Raw genomic sequence first — 17,721 nt, 5'->3', positions numbered from 1 at the left:
GTTTTCCCCTTTCCTAATATAGCTCTACAGTAAGATTGTGGTATCCAATCTCTGATGTAGCGCCGATAACTGCATTAAGTTCACATTTTAGAGAGCCGTCTTCAGGATTATATGCTCCTGCCCATCCGCCTGCCAAGTTTGCAATTGCCTCAATATCTCCCAAAACTCTGTCAGCTTTTTCAACTTCTATAACATGGGATACATTTCCGGTTGAAATTACAGCTATAGCTTCTTCAGCATAGTCAGTAAGCGGCTGGCTCATACCGTCCCATCCGGAACATTCATCTGTTATAAGCACGGATTTGATACCCATCTTCTCACATTCAGCAGAAATCATAACCAAATCTGAATCAGGGTTTCCGTAACCTTCTTCAGAGATGATAACCCCGTCAGAACCTAACATTTTAACAAGTTTTGCAGTATAATCCTTAGTTCTGAACTTACCATCAAGAGTCGTAAGTTCAGGTGTTAAAATTACTCCCACAAAATTCAAATCTTTACCATGTCTTGCATAGAGATCCAGTATTACAGAATTATTCTGATGTTGATAAGTAGTTATCTTATCACATGCAGCTACACAGTTACCGCTAATAACTGCACCGTCTAATTCTTCGTTTGGATGGATTAGAGTAGGTAGAATTTGCTGTGAATTTACTCCATATATATATCCATCATGTAGAAGTCCTTGAGATATAAGCATCTCTACATATGAAACCCTCGGTAAATCAGGATACTTTTCGGATTCTTCTTTAAGATCTCCCATCTCATAAACTTCAGTTTTTTGAGCTTCAGCATCTCTACCTGCCTCACCGATTATTTCTGACGCTCTTAAACCTGCAATTCTTACTGCTTCCTCATGCTTATGAGGGTCTAAGCCCTTATCTACTCCGATATCAACAACTATATTAAAAGTTTTTGAGAATGCAGTCCATTTTGCACCTTCGCCCCACATATCGATTACACCCTCTTGGAAACCTACCATGTCACCGATGGTAACAACTGCAGCACCATCCAGAACTTTAACTACACCGTCTCCAAGTTGTACAAGGTCTGAAGTCACTCCAGAGAACCCCTTGCCCTTGCCTTCAACTTTAACTCTGGGTTCGATAACGTCTTTCACCGGAATTATCCTAACCTTTTCACCCGGTCTGGCCATATCCAACGAAACCCTTTTGACATTCGGAATCTTTAATAATTCTTCGATGATTTCATCTTGATTCACAAAGAGAACGCCGTTTTCCACTCTGGTAGCGTCTCCAAATTGAATGTCTGTGATTTTCACCTTCCTTAGCTCTAGTCTCATACAGTTCACCCTTTCTAATTTATAAGTCTGCACCTCTAAGCTCATTAAAAGCCGATTGCAGTAACTCTCGATCCAGTATTTCATAATCCTTTAGATTTTTGTAATCTATATTTCTTTCACCCATACTCTTGTCATACATGGCAATTGCATTCTCAATCATATTTGCCGAATTGACGTCCATACTATCACTTTTTTCAGAAAGTACTATTGAGCGTACAGGCGAATAAAACATTCTAATGCTTGCAGGTAGTGGAGATACAAGAAGTCTATGACCTGCATGTACTAAATCCCTTACTTTTATCAAAACATCCCTAAACTCTCCTGAAATCGTTATCAGTTGACCATCATGTTCTTTAATTGTTTTATTATTTGTGACAGTTATGTTTTTCATCTGCATGCACTCCTTCTTTGCTTAGTATTATATATGTATACTGATTGTTTTTCAAGTGTATCTCATTAATAATTATCGCTATTTGTTTCTTTTAGTGAAGATTTCGTCTTAGTAATTGCATAATCTCAACATTAAAAGAAAAATATTCTAATTATTAAAAAATCTTAATCATTGTTTTTTTGCGATATATGCAATAAAAAAACCGAGCATTTGCTCGGTTTTCCTAAATGTATTTTATTAAAGTAAGGTATTTTTAATCCTATCTACGAATTGCTGAATATGTATCCTCGCAGTTCTTTCCGCTTCATCAGGATCATTGTTTTTGATAGCTTCTACTATGGGTTCAAGTGTTTCATGAAATATCTCAGGTGTTTCAAAAAACTTATTGCAATAGTGCCAGAGTCTTTCAGAATGTGAGTGTAGATTCTTGAGAGTTTCCTGTAACCATGGATTATATGAATACTCAAGAATAATCTCATGAAACTTTTCGTCATCCACTATTGCTGATTTATATTCGGTACTCATATCGTATTTCTTTAGTCTTTCTACTATCTCTTCAAGCTCTTGAATCATTTCTTCTGTCGCATTTGCAACTGCCAATCTGGCAGCATACGGATCTAAAACCGTCGTTAATTCAAATAGACTTTTCATTCTTATGAAATCTATTTGTGGAACTTGTGCACCATACCTAGGCACTATTTGAATTAGTCTGTGTAATTCAAGTTTTTGAAAGGCATGACGTATTGGAGTTCTACTTACCCCGAACTCTTCGGCTATCTCAACTTCATTAAGTATCTTCCCAGGTTCATATTCCAGTCTAACTATCCTGTTCCTTAATTCTTCAAATATTTCATCCTGTTTTAACACTACCTCACCTTCCAGACTTTTTATTGTTCTATTTCCACGGTAAGATCAGATAATACATATCCGAACCCATCCGGTGAGCCTGAAGATTGAATCTTAAGCCATACTCTTCCCTGCTCATCCTCCACCTTTTCGAAAACGGAAAATTCATTAAAATACGTCAATTCACCAAGTATTTCCGCTTCATCAGATGGTTCTAATCTAACATTTAAAGTTGGTATTACAACCCTGTGAACTGCGATTGGAGCTTCATCGGTCTCTTTTGACAGATAAGCAGCATTTACAAAACCGTCACGTCCATCACCGGTTTTAAACTTTATCCATCTCTCACCTGCTTCATTAACTACGGTTTCTATCTCGTTAATAACATCTCCCATGGCTACTTCGCCTATTACTTCTGATTCGAGAGAAGCTTCCGACCTTATATTTAACTCACCTGTAGTGACGGTCCACTTTTTATTATCTTCAACTTTTTGATTCTCTTTGTTCTTTTCTTCTTCAGCCTTTTTAAGCTCCTTTAATTCATCACTACGCTTTTTAAGCTCAGGTCTTCCGGCAATTAAATCATCTACCTTGACCTCCTGTACCTCAAAAGTTAATTTTTCACTTCTATCGTATTCTATATCATCTGCGATTTTGCAACCGGTAGCTGTAAATACCACAGCAGCCATTATGCACATCACTAGTAATTTTTTCATTAGGATACCCCCTTTATGAAATTATATCATGTATAAGAAAGATTTTAAAGTTCCAGTGATGTTCAAACTGCTTTTTACTCTTATTTATATTGATTATGGGTATCAATTATTGTATACTCAATATAAGTTTGATACTTTTATCAAATGTGGGAGGTAATTATGGATACAAAACTTACTTCTGTAGAAGAAGGAAAACTTTGTACAATTCAATATATAAATGCTGGACAAAAGGCTACAAAAAGACTATTTGAAATGGGCTTACACACCGGTGCACTTGCCAGAGTAAAAAAGAACGACAATATGGGACCTCTTATTCTAGGTATTCATGGTTCAAATGTAGCAGTTGGGAGAAAAATCGCAGATAATATATTTGTAAAAGTAGGGGAATAATATGATTGAAATAGGTTTAATCGGCAATCCCAATATCGGGAAAACTACATTATTCAATGTATTGACCGGTTCAAATCAAAAGGTTGGCAACTGGCCAGGGGTAACAGTTGACAAAAAAGAGGGTAAATTTAGTTATAATAACCAAGATTATAAAGTCGTGGACCTCCCAGGAACTTATAGCCTGGGAGCATTTTCAGAAGATGAAGTAGTATCTAGAAATTATATACTTCAGGGTAATCCCGATGTGGTAATAGATGTAGTCGATGCTACTAACCTTGAAAGAAATCTGTATCTTCCTACTCAAATCCTTGAAATGGATGTAAAAGTAGTTATAGCTTTGAATATGATGGATGAAGCAGATGCCCAAAAACTGAAGTTTGATATTGAAGGATTAGAGGAAGATCTTGGCGTAAGGGTAGTTCCAATAGTCGCAGCCAAGAAAAAAGGAATAAAAAAACTATTGGAAACAGTTGTTGAAGTTGTCAATAGTGACCAAAAACCGGTCAGGATTAACTACGGATCCCTACAAGGTTTTATAGAAACATTGGTCGAACACTTTAAGGATGTAAAAACATCGTATCCGCCATATTGGCTTGCCATAAAATATATCGAAGGCGATGAAAGAATTATAGCGGAAACGAAAAACCTCAATAAATTGAAAAACAATGAAGAGTTTCACTCTCTTATTAAAAAATTGGATATTGCAAAAGAGCATAATGAGTTATTGATAATCAATAGTAGATATGAGCATATTCATGAGATTATAGTTAAAAGAGTTTCAAAACCCGTAACCGGAATAGTCAGTTTTTCAGACAGAGTCGACAGAATAGTTACCAATAAATTCCTAGGCGTTCCAATCTTCGCAGCCATAATGTTACTCGTCTTTCAACTGACATTCGTCATAGGACAAAATCTATTGGGAGGTTATATAGAAAAAGCCCTTGACCTTTTAAAAGACAATGTTACAGTATGGTTTAAAAACATGAATGTATCAGAATTCTTCACGGGACTAGTAAATGATGGCTTGATTGCAGGAGTGGGTACGGTTCTTACCTTTATACCGATAATAGGAATACTCTTTCTACTCCTTGGATTCCTTGAAGATGTAGGATATATGTCCAGAGTTGCATATGTAATGGACTTTTGGATGAAAAAGCTAGGACTTCCAGGAAAAGCAGTTATCTCTATGATCGTAGGATTTGGCTGTAATGTCCCGGGAGTCATGGCAACGAGAACCCTTGAAAGTAAAAACGACAGAATGATTTCACTTCTCATAAATCCATTCATGTCATGTGGTGCAAAAATCCCTGTTTACGTTATGTTTGCAGGTGCATTTTTCCCGGGTAATCCGGCGCTCTTATTATTTGCACTATACTTTTTAGGATTTGTGGTGGCGATAATAGTAGCCAAAATATTCTCAAAAACACTATTCAAAGGCGAAGCATCGGAATTCATAATGGAACTTCCACCCTATAGAGCTCCAATTGCAGAGAATGTATTAAAGAATATGTGGGAAAACTTGTCAGCCTTTGTAAAACGTGCATCTACGACCATTACACTTATAGTTATTATCCTATATATTCTTGCCAATGTCCCATTTGGTGTAGAGCCTTATAGTATAAACTCTGCACTTGGAGGCATAGGAAACTTTATAAAACCGGTACTGGCTCCCATAGGAAATGATACTTGGCAAGCAGCTGTCGGACTCGCTGCAGGCATGCCGGCAAAAGAAGGTGTAGTTGCAACTTTGGGTATGATATACTCGGGAGTTCAGGAAGGTCCTGAGCTTATAACTTCACTTAAACAGCATTTTACGCCATTATCAGCAGTGGCTTACATGGTTATGGTACTACTTTACACACCATGCGTAGCAGTACTTGGCACAGTAAAAAAGGAAACAAAATCTATAGGATGGATGCTTTTCATGGCCATCTATACTCTTATTATCGCGTATATTGTGGCCGTCATAGTATATCAGCTGGGTCTATTACTGGGTTTTAGATAATAAGGATGTGAGAATAATATGTTACTTGAAATACTGAAAGAAATCTACGAAAGCAAAATGTACTCACCGGCAAAACTAGCACAAAAGCACGATAGAGATATCCAAATGATTGAAGAATACTATCGTAAACTTATCGAGCTTGGATATATAGTTGAATCGACAATGGGCAATTGTGATCCCGATGCTTGCAAGGCTTGTAAAAACTTTTGCAATATAAGCAGCTTGGTCATAAAGGAAATTAAGATAACTGATAAAGGCTTAAGATTATTGGGTAATACCAATGCATAAAAGGAGCGGTTTTAACTGCTCCTTTTGAAATTGAAAATATTAATTAATTCTGATAGAATACAGCTAAAGATATTTTAACAAGGTGAGTAAAATGAATCGCGATGAGATAGAATATTTTAAAAAATCTTTTATGACGAAAACCATACATTTAGTAATTAATGCATTTATTTTTCTTGCAATTTATCTATTGTCAAAAACCACATTTCAATTCATATACCTCTTCGAATGGACTGCGCGTAGATATTACTTCTTTATATGGATTATAGTAATCATCTTTATAATAAGGGAATACTTTAAATCAGCATATATAGTGACATTGACCAATATATTTGCATTGTTTTTCGGACACTTTTTCGGCCAATACATAAGGAATATCAGAATGAAACAAATCGTCCCCGGTATAGACCCCGAGATAGCTTATCAGCTCAGCAGAAATGATGGCTGGTGGATTTGGATAGTTCTTGTATTGCTTTCAATTATAATCGGATATTATATTGGAAGAAAAAATGATTATATAGACTAAAAACTCTAAAGATAGTGCATCAGAACAGTCCAAACTCTGATAAACTATCTTCATTTTCTGTTAGTCGTGAAACGGGGTCAGGCTTGACTTAATTGACTTTTCCGTATTTTTATTCGTATTTTTTAACTATTAAATCGCATTTAACATTATATTTATATAGTATTGTGCATAATTATTTAAATAACTTTTAAAAAGTGTATCCTAACCCTCTTTGTTTTTTGGGTTTAAAACGCTCAAAAAAGGACCTATAGCTACGATATGTCCTTTTAAAATTCTTATCTGTCTTTTCTGTTTTCTATTTCATATATTGCAAATTTAGATTCCTATCACACTCATATTTATCCAGTAGATTTTTAAATAAGAAAGCCAATAACTTCTAACCAAAAGCTTTATATACTCTCTTTCTCGTATAACAATTTTTCTTTATTTATTTTTCCGGGTTTAACTAAAAAATCTGCCCATTCCTGATTTTCTCTATAGTATTTTTCATTTTCAATCCAAAATTTTAATTTACTGATATACTGATTAATCTTGTCCGTAATTTCAACTTCATAATTTTTATATCCATTTTTTATTACTATAGCTGTCAATTCGTAAAAAACCATTCCTAATGCATGGGTTTCTACGTGAATCGTAGAACAGCCTTGTCCTACAGCATGACAAAGAGCTATATCGTATGGATCTTCCATGCTTTTTGCAAATAAATGACAATCCAGTATTGATTTTTTTGCTACCGGCATTTTAACCTCACCATGAGCCCAAGCGATACATTTCTCATAAGCCATTATAAGCACATCTTCATCTGTATATTTTTTAGACAATTCTACCACCATGCTCTTTATATTATCAAATACCCAAAGTACTAAAGTCAGATGAGACTGCTTCATAATCATTAATCGTAATTCCTCTAAAGAGCTGCTGTCTCTTGAGAAGAGTATGCTGTTTTTATTCTTTATTTTTCCCTCTACATCTTTGAACATAAGCCCTCCAAATATCTTTTTTTCATAATTAACTATATTTTATCATAAAAGGTATCTTTATTAATTACCAAATACTATTTAATCTAAATAAATAAAGAGCATATCTATTGAACCGACATGCTCTTTATTTATTATTTTAGAAAATCAATATCTATTGATCCCATCTCTGTTTCAGCTTTCAAATAAGCTTTCTTCGAAATTTTATCTTCCTTTATACTTCCTTTTTCACCATCTACCTTAATCTCACCCATTTCAGTTTTTAAATTCAGAGAAATATCATTTCTCTTCTGCTCAAGTTCCAATTCCAGCGAACCCATTTTAGTAGAAAAGTCGTTTGTACCTAGGAGTGTCCCGGAATAATCTATACTTCCCATTTCGGTTTCCAGATTTAGATTTTCACATATACTGTCTTTTATATCAAAGCTTCCCATATTGGTTTCCAGTTTTGAGTTCACTGCTTTTACTTGAATAAGATCGATTGAACCCATTTCAGTTTTATAATTTAAATCTTCAAGCGTAACATTAACAACTTTAAAACTACCGAGCTCTTGATTGATATTGCCTGTAATTTTTTCAGGTACCATCAATATAAGTTTATTACCTTTAAATAAGTTTCCGAAAGGTGGTACGTCTATATTAATGTCAACTTTTCGATCGCTTATTTCTCTTATATACAATTCATCATTTTTCACCTCAAAGCTAAGTGAGTATTTGAGCTTTCCAAAACTGGTAGTTTCATCATATTGAACCTGAATCACATCCACATCATCAGATGGTAGGATTTCAACACTATAAACCTTAAGATCAAGGTTTAGCTTGTTTATAGCTGGAAACTCTTCGTTTTTAACCTCTGATTCCATATTCAGATTCCCTATAAAATTCTTTTTGACATTAGCACCACCTAGAATAGCCCCCACTACCATTATAGCACCAACCAATATCAATACTAATGCGAATTTAATACTTTTTTTCATTGGAGAACCTCCTCTCCCTTATCTTCCTGGATACAAAGTCAGATAGTCTTTTAATAATTCCTTTAAAGAATTCTGCAACCAAGATAATCATCCCTATGAGGATGAAAATTCCACCAATTCCAACCAGTCTTTCCAAAAATGGCATTGGACTGATTATTAATGACGAAATCACACCCACTGTCGCCATTGCAAGTCCAAACAATACTGCTCCAAAACTTATTATCAATGTTAAAAATGTAAAACCTAACATCAATGCGACAGGAATACCTATAGGTGCTGCGAATATTGCCAATATAATAATCAGTAGTTTATTATTATAATTTTTCGTTTTATTCTCGTTCTCTATGGTTTCGCCTCTACTATATTCAGATGAACTATCTTTGTTGATTTCTAAACCGGTCAATATATCTAGAGCAATCTCCCTAGGGTTTCCAAATGACTCAGGCACAAGATCATTAACGCCAATACCTGCTTCATCAAATATTTCATTATAGTATCTTTCAACCTCTATCCGCTCTTCGTAAGGTACTCTTTTGAGATATTTTAATATCGTACTTATAAATTGCTCTCTATTCAACACTCACACCTCCTATTAAGGTATCTATTCTATTTTTATATTCTCTCCAACTCCCCAAATATTCTACTAAAATATCTTTTCCACTTTCCGTAATAGTGTAATACCTTCTATTTCTTCCATCAAAAGCCTCATCATAAGTATCTAGGAAACCTTCCTTACTGAGTCTCCTAAGCACAGGATAAAGTGTCGATTCTGAAAGGTCAAGAGGACCTACTAATGCCTGATTTAACTCATATCCATAGGTATCTCCTTTAGATAGATGGGCAAGTACACAAAAATCTAAAATCTGAGCCTGCACTGGAAATATCATATGCGCCTCCTTATTACTATTTAATTACCTATATTATACGATGTATAATATCATATGTCAATCATTATTGTACAGTAAAATGGTATTGTTTCATTTTTATTTTTGAAATATTAATGATAAATGATAAAATAATACTATATGAGGAGGTTTAATTATGGACATAAAAAAGCAGTACAAAGGATTAATCTCATGCATCATCATTGCAATCCCTTGTCATTATATCGGTAAGATTTTTCCTGTAATAGGTGGACCTGTTCTAGCAATACTATCAGGGATGATAATTGGCGGTTTCATTCGAGATAAAGATATTTTCAGCAGCTTAGCTCCTGGCATAAAATTTACATCGAAGTACATACTACAGCTTGCGGTAGTTCTACTGGGTTTCGGTATGAATTTAAATAGCGTTCTCTTAACCGGAAAAGAATCACTTCCAATTATAGTATCGACTATTTCTATTGCACTTATTATTTCTTTTATACTTTATAAAACAATGGGGATGCCTCCCAAAATTTCCACACTAATCGGTGTAGGTTCATCAATCTGTGGAGGATCGGCAATAGCTGCAACTGCACCTGTCATTGATGCAGAGGAAGATGAGATTGCTCAGGCTATATCAGTGATATTTTTATTCAATGTATTAGCTGCACTTATTTTCCCTTCACTTGGCGGTATGATAGGATTTTCTGATAATGGTTTTGGAATATTTGCAGGAACTGCAGTAAATGATACTTCATCCGTAACGGCTGCAGCTTCTGCCTGGGATGGTATTCATGGCAGTAATACACTTGACACAGCCGCAATTGTTAAAATGACCAGAACTCTTGCAATAATACCAATTACTGTAGGACTTGCATTATACAGATCTCGAAACTCCGAATCCAAGAGTAAAATGAATTTGGTAAAGGTATTTCCCGTCTTTATTCTTTTCTTTGTACTAGCGTCTGTAATAACAACTTTTGCCAATCTCCCGCCTGAATTGGTTACTTTTCTAAAATCCGCAAGTAAGTTTTTTATAGTCATGGCAATGGCGGGAATCGGTATAAATACAGATCTGATAAAATTAGTAAAAACAGGAGCTAAACCGATATTGATGGGAGCTTGTTGTTGGATTGCAATTGCACTGACATCCATAGGTATGCAGTATATTTTAGGCTTAATGTAAAAAGATGGTGTATCAGAATTTAGATAATTCTGATACACCATTATAATTTTCAAAAAGGTCTGCAAACTTCGTAATTTATCTTACTTTAGAATGTAGAAAAACCATAATTGAGAACATGGTTGTCTGAAGTCTGAAAATTAAAAGAGTCCTAATTTTATATTATAGGTTCTCGACGAACTACTTCCAAACTTACAACCACCCATACACTTCTACGTTTTTTTCCACAACTTATTTAAGTATATACATTTTTAAATCGGTTACTACAATGTAGCTAAAGTAATTGCAGCCTAGGCTTTTCTCTCCCTCCGATTCGCTTAGGCGACCCACCTCCCTCGTCAGATGGAGGCTAAGTGATTGCCACACTTCATTTTTTCTCATTCCGACTCCACCTTTTGGCAGTTGAATTCTAGCCAATCACTTCATTCTTAGGAGTTCTTCGCATAAAACCTACATAAAAAGCAGATGTAAGAGTTTTAAAATTAGAAATTAGATTTGTATTGTAGCGATGTGAAGATGTCGCTTTATGTTTTTTAGGCTCCATCTGACGAGGGAGCTGTCAGCTCGGCTGACTGAGGGAGAGATATTAATAAAAGAATTTGAAAAATTCAACTTTTATATTTTAGACTCATAACCAATCCCTCAACCATACAACTCACCAATATATAAATAATAAATTCAATGAGTTCTAAGGTTGTTAATAAATTGTTTTAATTCAACTTTTCTAATCTACATTACCAAAAGTCCTGCACATTTTATTTATCTTCATAACACCACATTCCCGTTATAATTGTTCATTAAATAAATACGATTAATTACTCAAAAGTCCATGCTGCATTAGCACATTAATCTATTATCAATTATGCAGGCTAAATCCTTGACATACTAATTTTTATTGATTACAATAATTTTAATAAATGAGCCAAAATACATGTTTATTTTGATAAAAGTGTTTTTTGAGCTCAAAAAAATGAAAGGAGTAATGGTAAAAATACGTCACTAAATAATTGGAGGAGAATATGGAAGGAAAGAAGCGCTATAGTTCAACGCAAATCATGAAGTTTCTCATACCGTCAATCATAGGGATAATCCTCTTTATGGTTCCCGTGCCTAAATTTAATGCTGAATTAAACGTCAATGAGACAACTATTCCGGTAAAAATTTTGGCAGATCTTATAAGCGATGGAATTGGAAGCTTTATACCCACTTTGGTCTTTATTATTCTGATGATATCATCTATTGGAACACTTATTTTTTCTTTTGGTATTGTTAAAACAAATAATAAAAATCTGAACAAACTCTTTAAGACAACCCCTGTATGGGCAATCACACGTATCTTAGCAGGTGTTTTTGCAGTAATGGTATTTTTTAGTGTTGGTCCTGAACAGATTATTTCCGGAGATACAGGTACTTTTATTTTTAACGACTTACTAACCACTCTCGTAATAATTTTTGTAATTGCCGGTCTTTTATTGCCCTTATTACTTGACTTTGGACTTCTTGAATTTGTAGGTACCTTGCTTACTAAATTCATGCGTCCTGTTTTTACACTCCCTGGCCGTTCAGCTGTCGACTGTTTTACATCTTGGTTGGGAGATGGTACTTTAGGGGTCATGTTAACCAATAACCAGTACGAAGAAGGTTACTATACCCAAAGAGAAGCCGCTGTTATTGCTACGACTTTCTCAGCTGTATCAATTACTTTCTGTCTTGTAGTTCTTGCCGAAGTAGGATTGACAAGATTATTCCTACCTTACTATCTTACAGTTAGTTTTATCGGTGTGGTAATCGCTATAATCGTCCCACGTATTCCACCTCTTTCAAGAAAGAAGGATGTATATGTGCGTGAAGGAGTTAAACTTGACGAGAGCATTCCTGCCGGACATAGCTTAAGTTCCTATGCACTTGAGTGTGCCGTTGAACGTGCTGATAAACACGAAGGTGTTGTAAGATTTGTAGAGAGCGGTTTGATGAATGCTATGCAGATGTGGTTAGGTGTTCTACCCGTAGTTATGGCTTTTGGAACAATTGCTACAATGCTCAGTACTTATACACCTATCTTTGAAATTTTAGGTAAACCATTTATTCCACTACTTAAACTACTTGCAATACCTGAAGCTGAAGCAGCGTCTAAAACAATGCTCGTCGGTTTCACAGATATGTTCCTTCCTGCTATTATTGCAGCAGGTGAAATTACAAGTGAGTTAACACTCTTTATAGTGGCAGTAGTTTCAGTAACACAGCTATTATACATGTCAGAAGTCGGTGCTCTAATTCTTGGTTCTGACATACCTGTTAATCTATGGGAACTCTTTGTAATCTTCATTCAAAGAACTCTAATAAGCTTAGTCTTGGTAGTTCTCATTGGACGCTTTATACTGGGACTCGCGTGATATTGATTGACAGATAGAACATAAAATTAAAAACTTATACTTTGGTTTGTAGGTGATGAAAAACCCTTTTTCATCACCTACAATTTTTTATTATAGAAAAAAATTAAATTTCAAAGCTTACGCACTAAAGCAGTATTCACCTATTTTGAGACAAATAAAAAAGGCGTGTCAGAATCACTTAATTCTGATACGCCATCTTATTATTCGATTATATGGACATAATCCTCATTATATTGTGTTCTGGCGTCTAACTCACTTTCAGGATAACCTATGTGAATAAGTGCTAGAGGTATTATTTCTTCACTTAGACTCAATATATCTCTAACAGCTCTTACAGCTTCAGCCTTTGGGTATAGACCACACCAGCAGGTTCCCAGTTCTAATGACGCTGCAGAAATTAGAATATTCTGAGCAGCCGCAGAACAGTCCTGAACCCAAAAACCCTCTTTCTCGTCAGGTAGAAACCTTTCTTTATTTCCTGCCACGATGATAATCAATGGAGAATTAAAATTCGTATAAGGTGTAGACTCTCTAAGTTTATCTTGAACTTCAGGATTCTTGACCACATAAAATTCCCAAGGCTGTTTATTCACAGCACTTGGAGCTGCCATTGCAGACTCTAAAATTTCACATATTTTATCCTCTTCAACTGCTTTGTTTAAGTATTTTCTAACACTTCTTCTATTTAGTATCGCTTCTATAACCTTCATAAATTTCACTCCTATCAAATCTTATAAGCCCGATTAGTATCTGCCTATTAAATGTTCCGGATAAAACCTATAGTATTAATGTTAATAATCAGAAATACTTAATCCTCTACAGCTCCATTATACTCCATTAAATCCGATAGGTTAAATTTCCACTCAGGAGTTAAGATCACTTTATCTTTAACCACACTGTCAAGCGAATACCAAGGCGATATCTCAGGATTATTTTGATTTTTAAGTATTTGAGTTTGCTGAGCAGGCATATAAGATTGGGCGACCATAAACATCTTCTTTCCTTCAGCATTTTCTGCAATGTCCATAATAATTACAGTATGTCCCTTATCCAGGAAAATATCGCCTATTTTCATATTATCAGGCGATATGGGTTTGGCTTCATTAAGCATTGACAGTGTCCCGGCATAGGCGAATACCATGTCCATATACTCTCTAAAGCTTTCATAAGAAGTATCTCCGGGAATTCCTGCCGGATAATAACCGATATCAGGATCTATTCTGTAGCCTTCAATCCATTTGCTGTATTCAGTTAGAAAACCGGAAACAAAGTGAAACTTTATATCATCATACCTTTCATTGGCATATAAATACTCTGCTCTTAGAAGCATTATGGCATCTGCACACTGGTGTAAATCACGTGGTCCGGTCTCGACATCCAAAACGCTGTCGTAAACATAATCTTTCTTTTTCTCTCTTCCATCATGGTATAGAGCTTTAGATCCATATGGTTTTAATTTCTGTTTTCTTAAAAACTCTTGGTAACTCCCCGGTTCTACTTGGACTCTCTTGAAGCCTTCAGGTGGATTATACCTTTCTTCAATCGTCTGCCCATCAGGGTTTAAAAGAACTGCACTTTTAAGATTCTCACCTATTTCTTTATCAGAACTCTCTATATCTTTCTCTTCAGTAGTTTTTTCAACTTCCTTTTCAATAGAACTCTCTTCTACACTTTTATCGTCTTCTTCTGTAGACTCGACTTTATTTTTAGTTTCATTCACATTTATCCTCTCTATCTTATTACAAGAAGTTAATGCTATAATAACTATGGCAAGCAAAATTATGGTTTTCAAATAGTCACCTCCTACTTAACTATGTGTCAAATTATACTATATTAAGTAGGTATAATTAATTACAATCTTGTAATATCGATATTTGCAAGGACCGAACTAATCCGGTATGCTTTTTAAATATACTTGCTCGCTTCAGCTATACTCAGTTTGTCCATTTTAGAACGATATTTATTTAGAAAGCCTCTCACCCACTCAGGATTTGTCTTTGAATAGTCTCTTAAACTCCAACCGATGGCTTTATTGATAAAAAATTCATCCGAGCCCAAATTATTTATCAAAATCTCTTCCAATAATTCTGTATCGGTTTTATCCTTTCTCGATAATTGATGGTCAATAGCAATTCTTCTAAGCCAAAAATCCTCATCCAAAGAGAGTTCCAGCATCAATTGATTTATCCTCGTATCAACAAGACCTATACGTCCAATTATTCTGTTAAAATTATCAATGGTATCCCACCACTGTTTTCTTTTTGCAAATCCGAGTATTTTTGGCGCATCATCATAGACCAAATACCTTTGCATCTTGTGTAAATAATCGGTTACCAAGTATTGAAACTCCCTGTGCTCATCCTCATAGCAACTTTCTAAAAACTCCCAATCGACGACTTTATTCTTCAACTCACCTTTAAGAAACTCTTTATATAAAGCTCTCCTCTCAGGAGTTTTTATACCATAAAACTTAAACTTATATCTCATATATGCTTCCATCTGCACGGCGATGTCGGGATTTTTGTTTAATTCAAATCTCTTCTTTATCTCTAAATATTTTTCCATCTTTAAAATCTACACGGTTGCTCCACCGCATGATGATCCGGCTCCTGCAGTGCATGCATAGCAGTGGTTTCCGGTTTTTATATTTCTAATAGTTATCGCATCCACTTGACTTATATGCACCTTTTCCAGATCAGCTTTTAAGTCGATCATCTGATTAAAGTCACAATCATAGATATACCCGTCCCAAGAAACAGATATCTGATCTCTACACATCATATTTTCAACAGTACTCGGATTAAAATTCTCCTCTAGAAGCTTCATGTAGTTTTCAAGATTATTGTTATATTCGAGTGATTTCTTAAATCTTCCTGTGGGATTATTGGTTATAGTGAATAGATTGGTAAACACTATTCCATAATCTTCCGAAAGTCTTTTCCTGTAATCAGTGGTTAAACTCTCCTGACAAGGAGGCAGAAATGCCCCTCCGGGATTGTAGACCAGATTAAGTACCAAATCTTCTTCAATCCCATAACCCAGTGAATTTAAAGTTTTAAGTGCTCTTAATGATTTTTCGAAAACGCCCGCGCCTCTGACAGCATCGGTATTATCCTCGGTATAGCAAGGTAGTGAAGCCACTATTTCAACCTTGTTATCGGCAAAATACTTTGGAAGATCGCCATATCCACCTTCTGTAAGGATTACTAAATTAGTTCTAACAATAACTTTCTCTGCAAGTTTTATGGCATTTTCAAGAAAATACCTGAAATTCGGATTCATTTCAGGAGCTCCTCCTGTTATGTCCATCGTCTTAAAACCGTTATTTTTAAATACTTTTAAACAATAATCCATAGTTTCCAAATCCATTATTTCAGTCCTGTTCGGACCGGCTTCAACATGGCAGTGTTTACATGCTATATTACAGATTTTACCAATATTAACTTGAAAAGTTGATAGATTCTCCTTAGTCTTCAATAATTCTTCATTTTCGACTTTGGTCTTGAAATCAATTGTCATTCCCTCATCCTCCTACTAGATATTTAAATGCATCTTATATTTATTGTATCAGAAAAACCCGATTTACTTTATTATAAAAGTTAATAATACTATGTTTTGCATTAGTTTTCTTAATAAAAGAAAATAAGTGCTGCCTTTATCCGCCTTAATAAACAATTATAGTTCTATGTGTTTGGATTATTTTCAATACAGAAAAATCAGCTTTAAAAATAAGCTGATTTCTACATGTATCTTTCTGTCTATTTATTTAAAACTATCTATAGAGCTCTTATTGAGTATCTTTGGCATAAACTATAATGCAAAACCAAATGTCTACTTCATACACACAAATAGCAAATGATTGCTTGCTCCTAATAACTCTTTCTTTTCGCATCTCGATAAATGCCACCTTAGATACTGCTTATATGAAAATTCACTCATCTCTTCAAGCTTCGGTCCTAATAGTTCTGCAAATCCATCTGTTGCAATAGTATTCTCTATCTTGAGATCACGACCCTCTAGCAATTCTCTAGACTCATCTAGGCTAAAGAATATAAAAGGTCTGTTGGTTACTTTCAGAGTCTCCTTATCATATGCTCCAAATTCAAACCAATCTACATTATAGCCTGTTTCGGTCATCGGTATCATGTCGTGATTTATAATAGAAACTAAAATATAACCGTCATCCTTGCATACTCTTTTCGCTTCCATCTAATGTCTTCATTTGATCTTCATATTTTGAAAGGTGGTATAAGGGTCCAAATAATAGTACAAGATCAAAATAATCACTTGGTAGTTCATGCATTTCGAAGGAACTTGCACATTTTAAACTTATATTATTAAGACTTAAATCACTTACCTTTTTCTCAAGTACCTGATAATTTTGTTTAGAAGGTTCGTAGGAAACGACTTCAAAACCCTTTAAAGCCAATGGAATCGAATAAACTCCGGTTCCGGCGCCCATATCAAGTATTCTCATACCCGGTTTTAACAGTTCTTCAATTTTTTTCATAGTAGTTATAAACTCAACATTACCGGCTCTAGTTTTTAGCCTATTATCCTCGTCAAAATACTCATATAGCGCTTCATTTCGTAGTAAATCGTCATCTATTAAAGAGATTTCGTCAAAAGTAAGTTTCTTTTCCATATTTCACCTTCCCAAACACATATTATTTTTACTAATTAAGTTATAATTATAACATATAATTTCTCAACATACTAATAGTAGAAAAATACCAACAGGATTATCTTCGACTTTGTCTTTATCCCAGTATAGTTTCTCTATTAGAATCATATTACTCTTATCCTGTCTCGACTAGTACCGATATCGGTAAATCCTAGAAAGTGAATTCATAGACCATATCTATT

20 protein-coding genes are annotated in these 17,721 nt (G+C 34.9%); 6 read left to right on the top strand and 14 right to left on the bottom strand.

What is annotated here, in order from left to right:
• Positions 1 to 13: 13 nt before the first annotated feature.
• The 4 genes from VZL98_01210 to VZL98_01195 all read right to left on the bottom strand — a co-directional run bounded on the left by VZL98_01210 (position 14) and on the right by VZL98_01195 (position 3,256).
• On the bottom strand, positions 14 to 1,303 hold the full coding sequence (locus tag VZL98_01210; protein ID WVH63603.1) for a glycine/sarcosine/betaine reductase component B subunit: 1,290 nt from the start codon (positions 1,301 to 1,303) through the stop codon (positions 14 to 16).
• 19 nt (positions 1,304 to 1,322) lie between these two features.
• Complete coding sequence (locus VZL98_01205) at positions 1,323 to 1,694, bottom strand: GrdX family protein (GenBank protein ID WVH63602.1); 372 nt, start codon at positions 1,692 to 1,694, stop codon at positions 1,323 to 1,325.
• Positions 1,695 to 1,931: 237 nt separating this feature from the next.
• Positions 1,932 to 2,561, bottom strand: a complete 630-nt coding sequence (locus tag VZL98_01200; GenBank protein WVH63601.1) for a GntR family transcriptional regulator — start codon at positions 2,559 to 2,561, stop codon at positions 1,932 to 1,934.
• 20 nt (positions 2,562 to 2,581) lie between these two features.
• Positions 2,582 to 3,256 (bottom strand): SH3 domain-containing protein, encoded by a 675-nt coding sequence (locus tag VZL98_01195; protein WVH63600.1) that lies wholly within the window; start codon positions 3,254 to 3,256, stop codon positions 2,582 to 2,584.
• A gap of 159 nt (positions 3,257 to 3,415) precedes the next feature.
• On the opposite strand from VZL98_01195, the gene VZL98_01190 reads away from it, so the two are divergent.
• From VZL98_01190 to VZL98_01175, 4 genes are all read left to right on the top strand, one after another.
• Positions 3,416 to 3,646 (top strand): FeoA family protein, encoded by a 231-nt coding sequence (locus VZL98_01190; GenBank protein WVH63599.1) that lies wholly within the window; start codon positions 3,416 to 3,418, stop codon positions 3,644 to 3,646.
• A gap of 1 nt (position 3,647) precedes the next feature.
• Positions 3,648 to 5,651 carry a ferrous iron transport protein B gene (feoB, locus tag VZL98_01185; protein ID WVH63598.1) on the top strand — a complete coding sequence of 668 codons (2,004 nt, stop codon included), beginning with the start codon at positions 3,648 to 3,650 and terminating at the stop codon, positions 5,649 to 5,651.
• A gap of 18 nt (positions 5,652 to 5,669) precedes the next feature.
• Positions 5,670 to 5,939 (top strand): hypothetical protein, encoded by a 270-nt coding sequence (locus tag VZL98_01180; protein WVH63597.1) that lies wholly within the window; start codon positions 5,670 to 5,672, stop codon positions 5,937 to 5,939.
• A 91-nt stretch (positions 5,940 to 6,030) separates the two neighbouring features.
• A complete protein-coding gene (locus tag VZL98_01175) occupies positions 6,031 to 6,462 on the top strand; it encodes a hypothetical protein (GenBank protein ID WVH63596.1) in 432 nt (143 codons plus the stop codon).
• Positions 6,463 to 6,851: 389 nt separating this feature from the next.
• Here VZL98_01175 and VZL98_01170 read toward each other — a convergent pair whose 3' ends face one another.
• The 4 genes from VZL98_01170 to VZL98_01155 all read right to left on the bottom strand — a co-directional run bounded on the left by VZL98_01170 (position 6,852) and on the right by VZL98_01155 (position 9,303).
• Positions 6,852 to 7,442, bottom strand: a complete 591-nt coding sequence (locus tag VZL98_01170) for a hypothetical protein (protein WVH63595.1) — start codon at positions 7,440 to 7,442, stop codon at positions 6,852 to 6,854.
• A 131-nt stretch (positions 7,443 to 7,573) separates the two neighbouring features.
• A complete protein-coding gene (locus VZL98_01165; protein ID WVH63594.1) occupies positions 7,574 to 8,416 on the bottom strand; it encodes a DUF4097 family beta strand repeat-containing protein in 843 nt (280 codons plus the stop codon).
• A complete protein-coding gene (locus VZL98_01160; GenBank protein ID WVH63593.1) occupies positions 8,400 to 8,993 on the bottom strand; it encodes a DUF1700 domain-containing protein in 594 nt (197 codons plus the stop codon). The genes VZL98_01165 and VZL98_01160 overlap by 17 nt, the downstream gene beginning before the upstream one ends.
• Positions 8,986 to 9,303, bottom strand: coding sequence for a PadR family transcriptional regulator (locus tag VZL98_01155; protein ID WVH63592.1), 318 nt, complete (start codon positions 9,301 to 9,303; stop codon positions 8,986 to 8,988). Before VZL98_01155 ends, VZL98_01160 begins: the two co-directional genes overlap by 8 nt.
• 151 nt (positions 9,304 to 9,454) lie before the next feature.
• On the opposite strand from VZL98_01155, the gene VZL98_01150 reads away from it, so the two are divergent.
• Both VZL98_01150 and VZL98_01145 read left to right on the top strand, forming a co-directional pair.
• Entirely contained in the window at positions 9,455 to 10,465 is a 1,011-nt protein-coding gene (locus VZL98_01150; GenBank protein ID WVH64523.1) for a YeiH family protein, read from the top strand.
• 1,016 nt (positions 10,466 to 11,481) lie between these two features.
• Entirely contained in the window at positions 11,482 to 12,855 is a 1,374-nt protein-coding gene (locus VZL98_01145) for a YjiH family protein (protein WVH63591.1), read from the top strand.
• Between the two features lie 200 nt (positions 12,856 to 13,055).
• Here VZL98_01145 and VZL98_01140 read toward each other — a convergent pair whose 3' ends face one another.
• The 6 genes from VZL98_01140 to VZL98_01115 all read right to left on the bottom strand — a co-directional run bounded on the left by VZL98_01140 (position 13,056) and on the right by VZL98_01115 (position 17,500).
• Positions 13,056 to 13,565: a nitroreductase family protein gene (locus VZL98_01140; protein WVH63590.1), complete on the bottom strand. Its 510-nt coding sequence runs from the start codon at positions 13,563 to 13,565 to the stop codon at positions 13,056 to 13,058.
• Positions 13,566 to 13,663: 98 nt separating this feature from the next.
• Positions 13,664 to 14,647 carry a DUF4846 domain-containing protein gene (locus VZL98_01135; protein ID WVH63589.1) on the bottom strand — a complete coding sequence of 328 codons (984 nt, stop codon included), beginning with the start codon at positions 14,645 to 14,647 and terminating at the stop codon, positions 13,664 to 13,666.
• Between the two features lie 113 nt (positions 14,648 to 14,760).
• Complete coding sequence (locus tag VZL98_01130) at positions 14,761 to 15,420, bottom strand: DNA alkylation repair protein (protein ID WVH63588.1); 660 nt, start codon at positions 15,418 to 15,420, stop codon at positions 14,761 to 14,763.
• A gap of 9 nt (positions 15,421 to 15,429) precedes the next feature.
• A complete protein-coding gene (arsS, locus tag VZL98_01125) occupies positions 15,430 to 16,374 on the bottom strand; it encodes an arsenosugar biosynthesis radical SAM (seleno)protein ArsS (protein WVH63587.1) in 945 nt (314 codons plus the stop codon).
• Positions 16,375 to 16,686: 312 nt separating this feature from the next.
• Positions 16,687 to 17,064, bottom strand: a complete 378-nt coding sequence (locus VZL98_01120) for a hypothetical protein (protein WVH63586.1) — start codon at positions 17,062 to 17,064, stop codon at positions 16,687 to 16,689.
• Positions 17,036 to 17,500 (bottom strand): methyltransferase domain-containing protein, encoded by a 465-nt coding sequence (locus VZL98_01115; GenBank protein WVH63585.1) that lies wholly within the window; start codon positions 17,498 to 17,500, stop codon positions 17,036 to 17,038. Before VZL98_01115 ends, VZL98_01120 begins: the two co-directional genes overlap by 29 nt.
• Positions 17,501 to 17,721 lie beyond the last annotated feature (221 nt).

This window comes from Peptoniphilaceae bacterium AMB_02 (assembly GCA_036321625.1).
GTDB lineage: Bacteria > Bacillota > Clostridia > Tissierellales > Peptoniphilaceae > Microaceticoccus > Microaceticoccus formicicus.
This window is presented reverse-complemented; position numbering and strand designations above follow the sequence as displayed.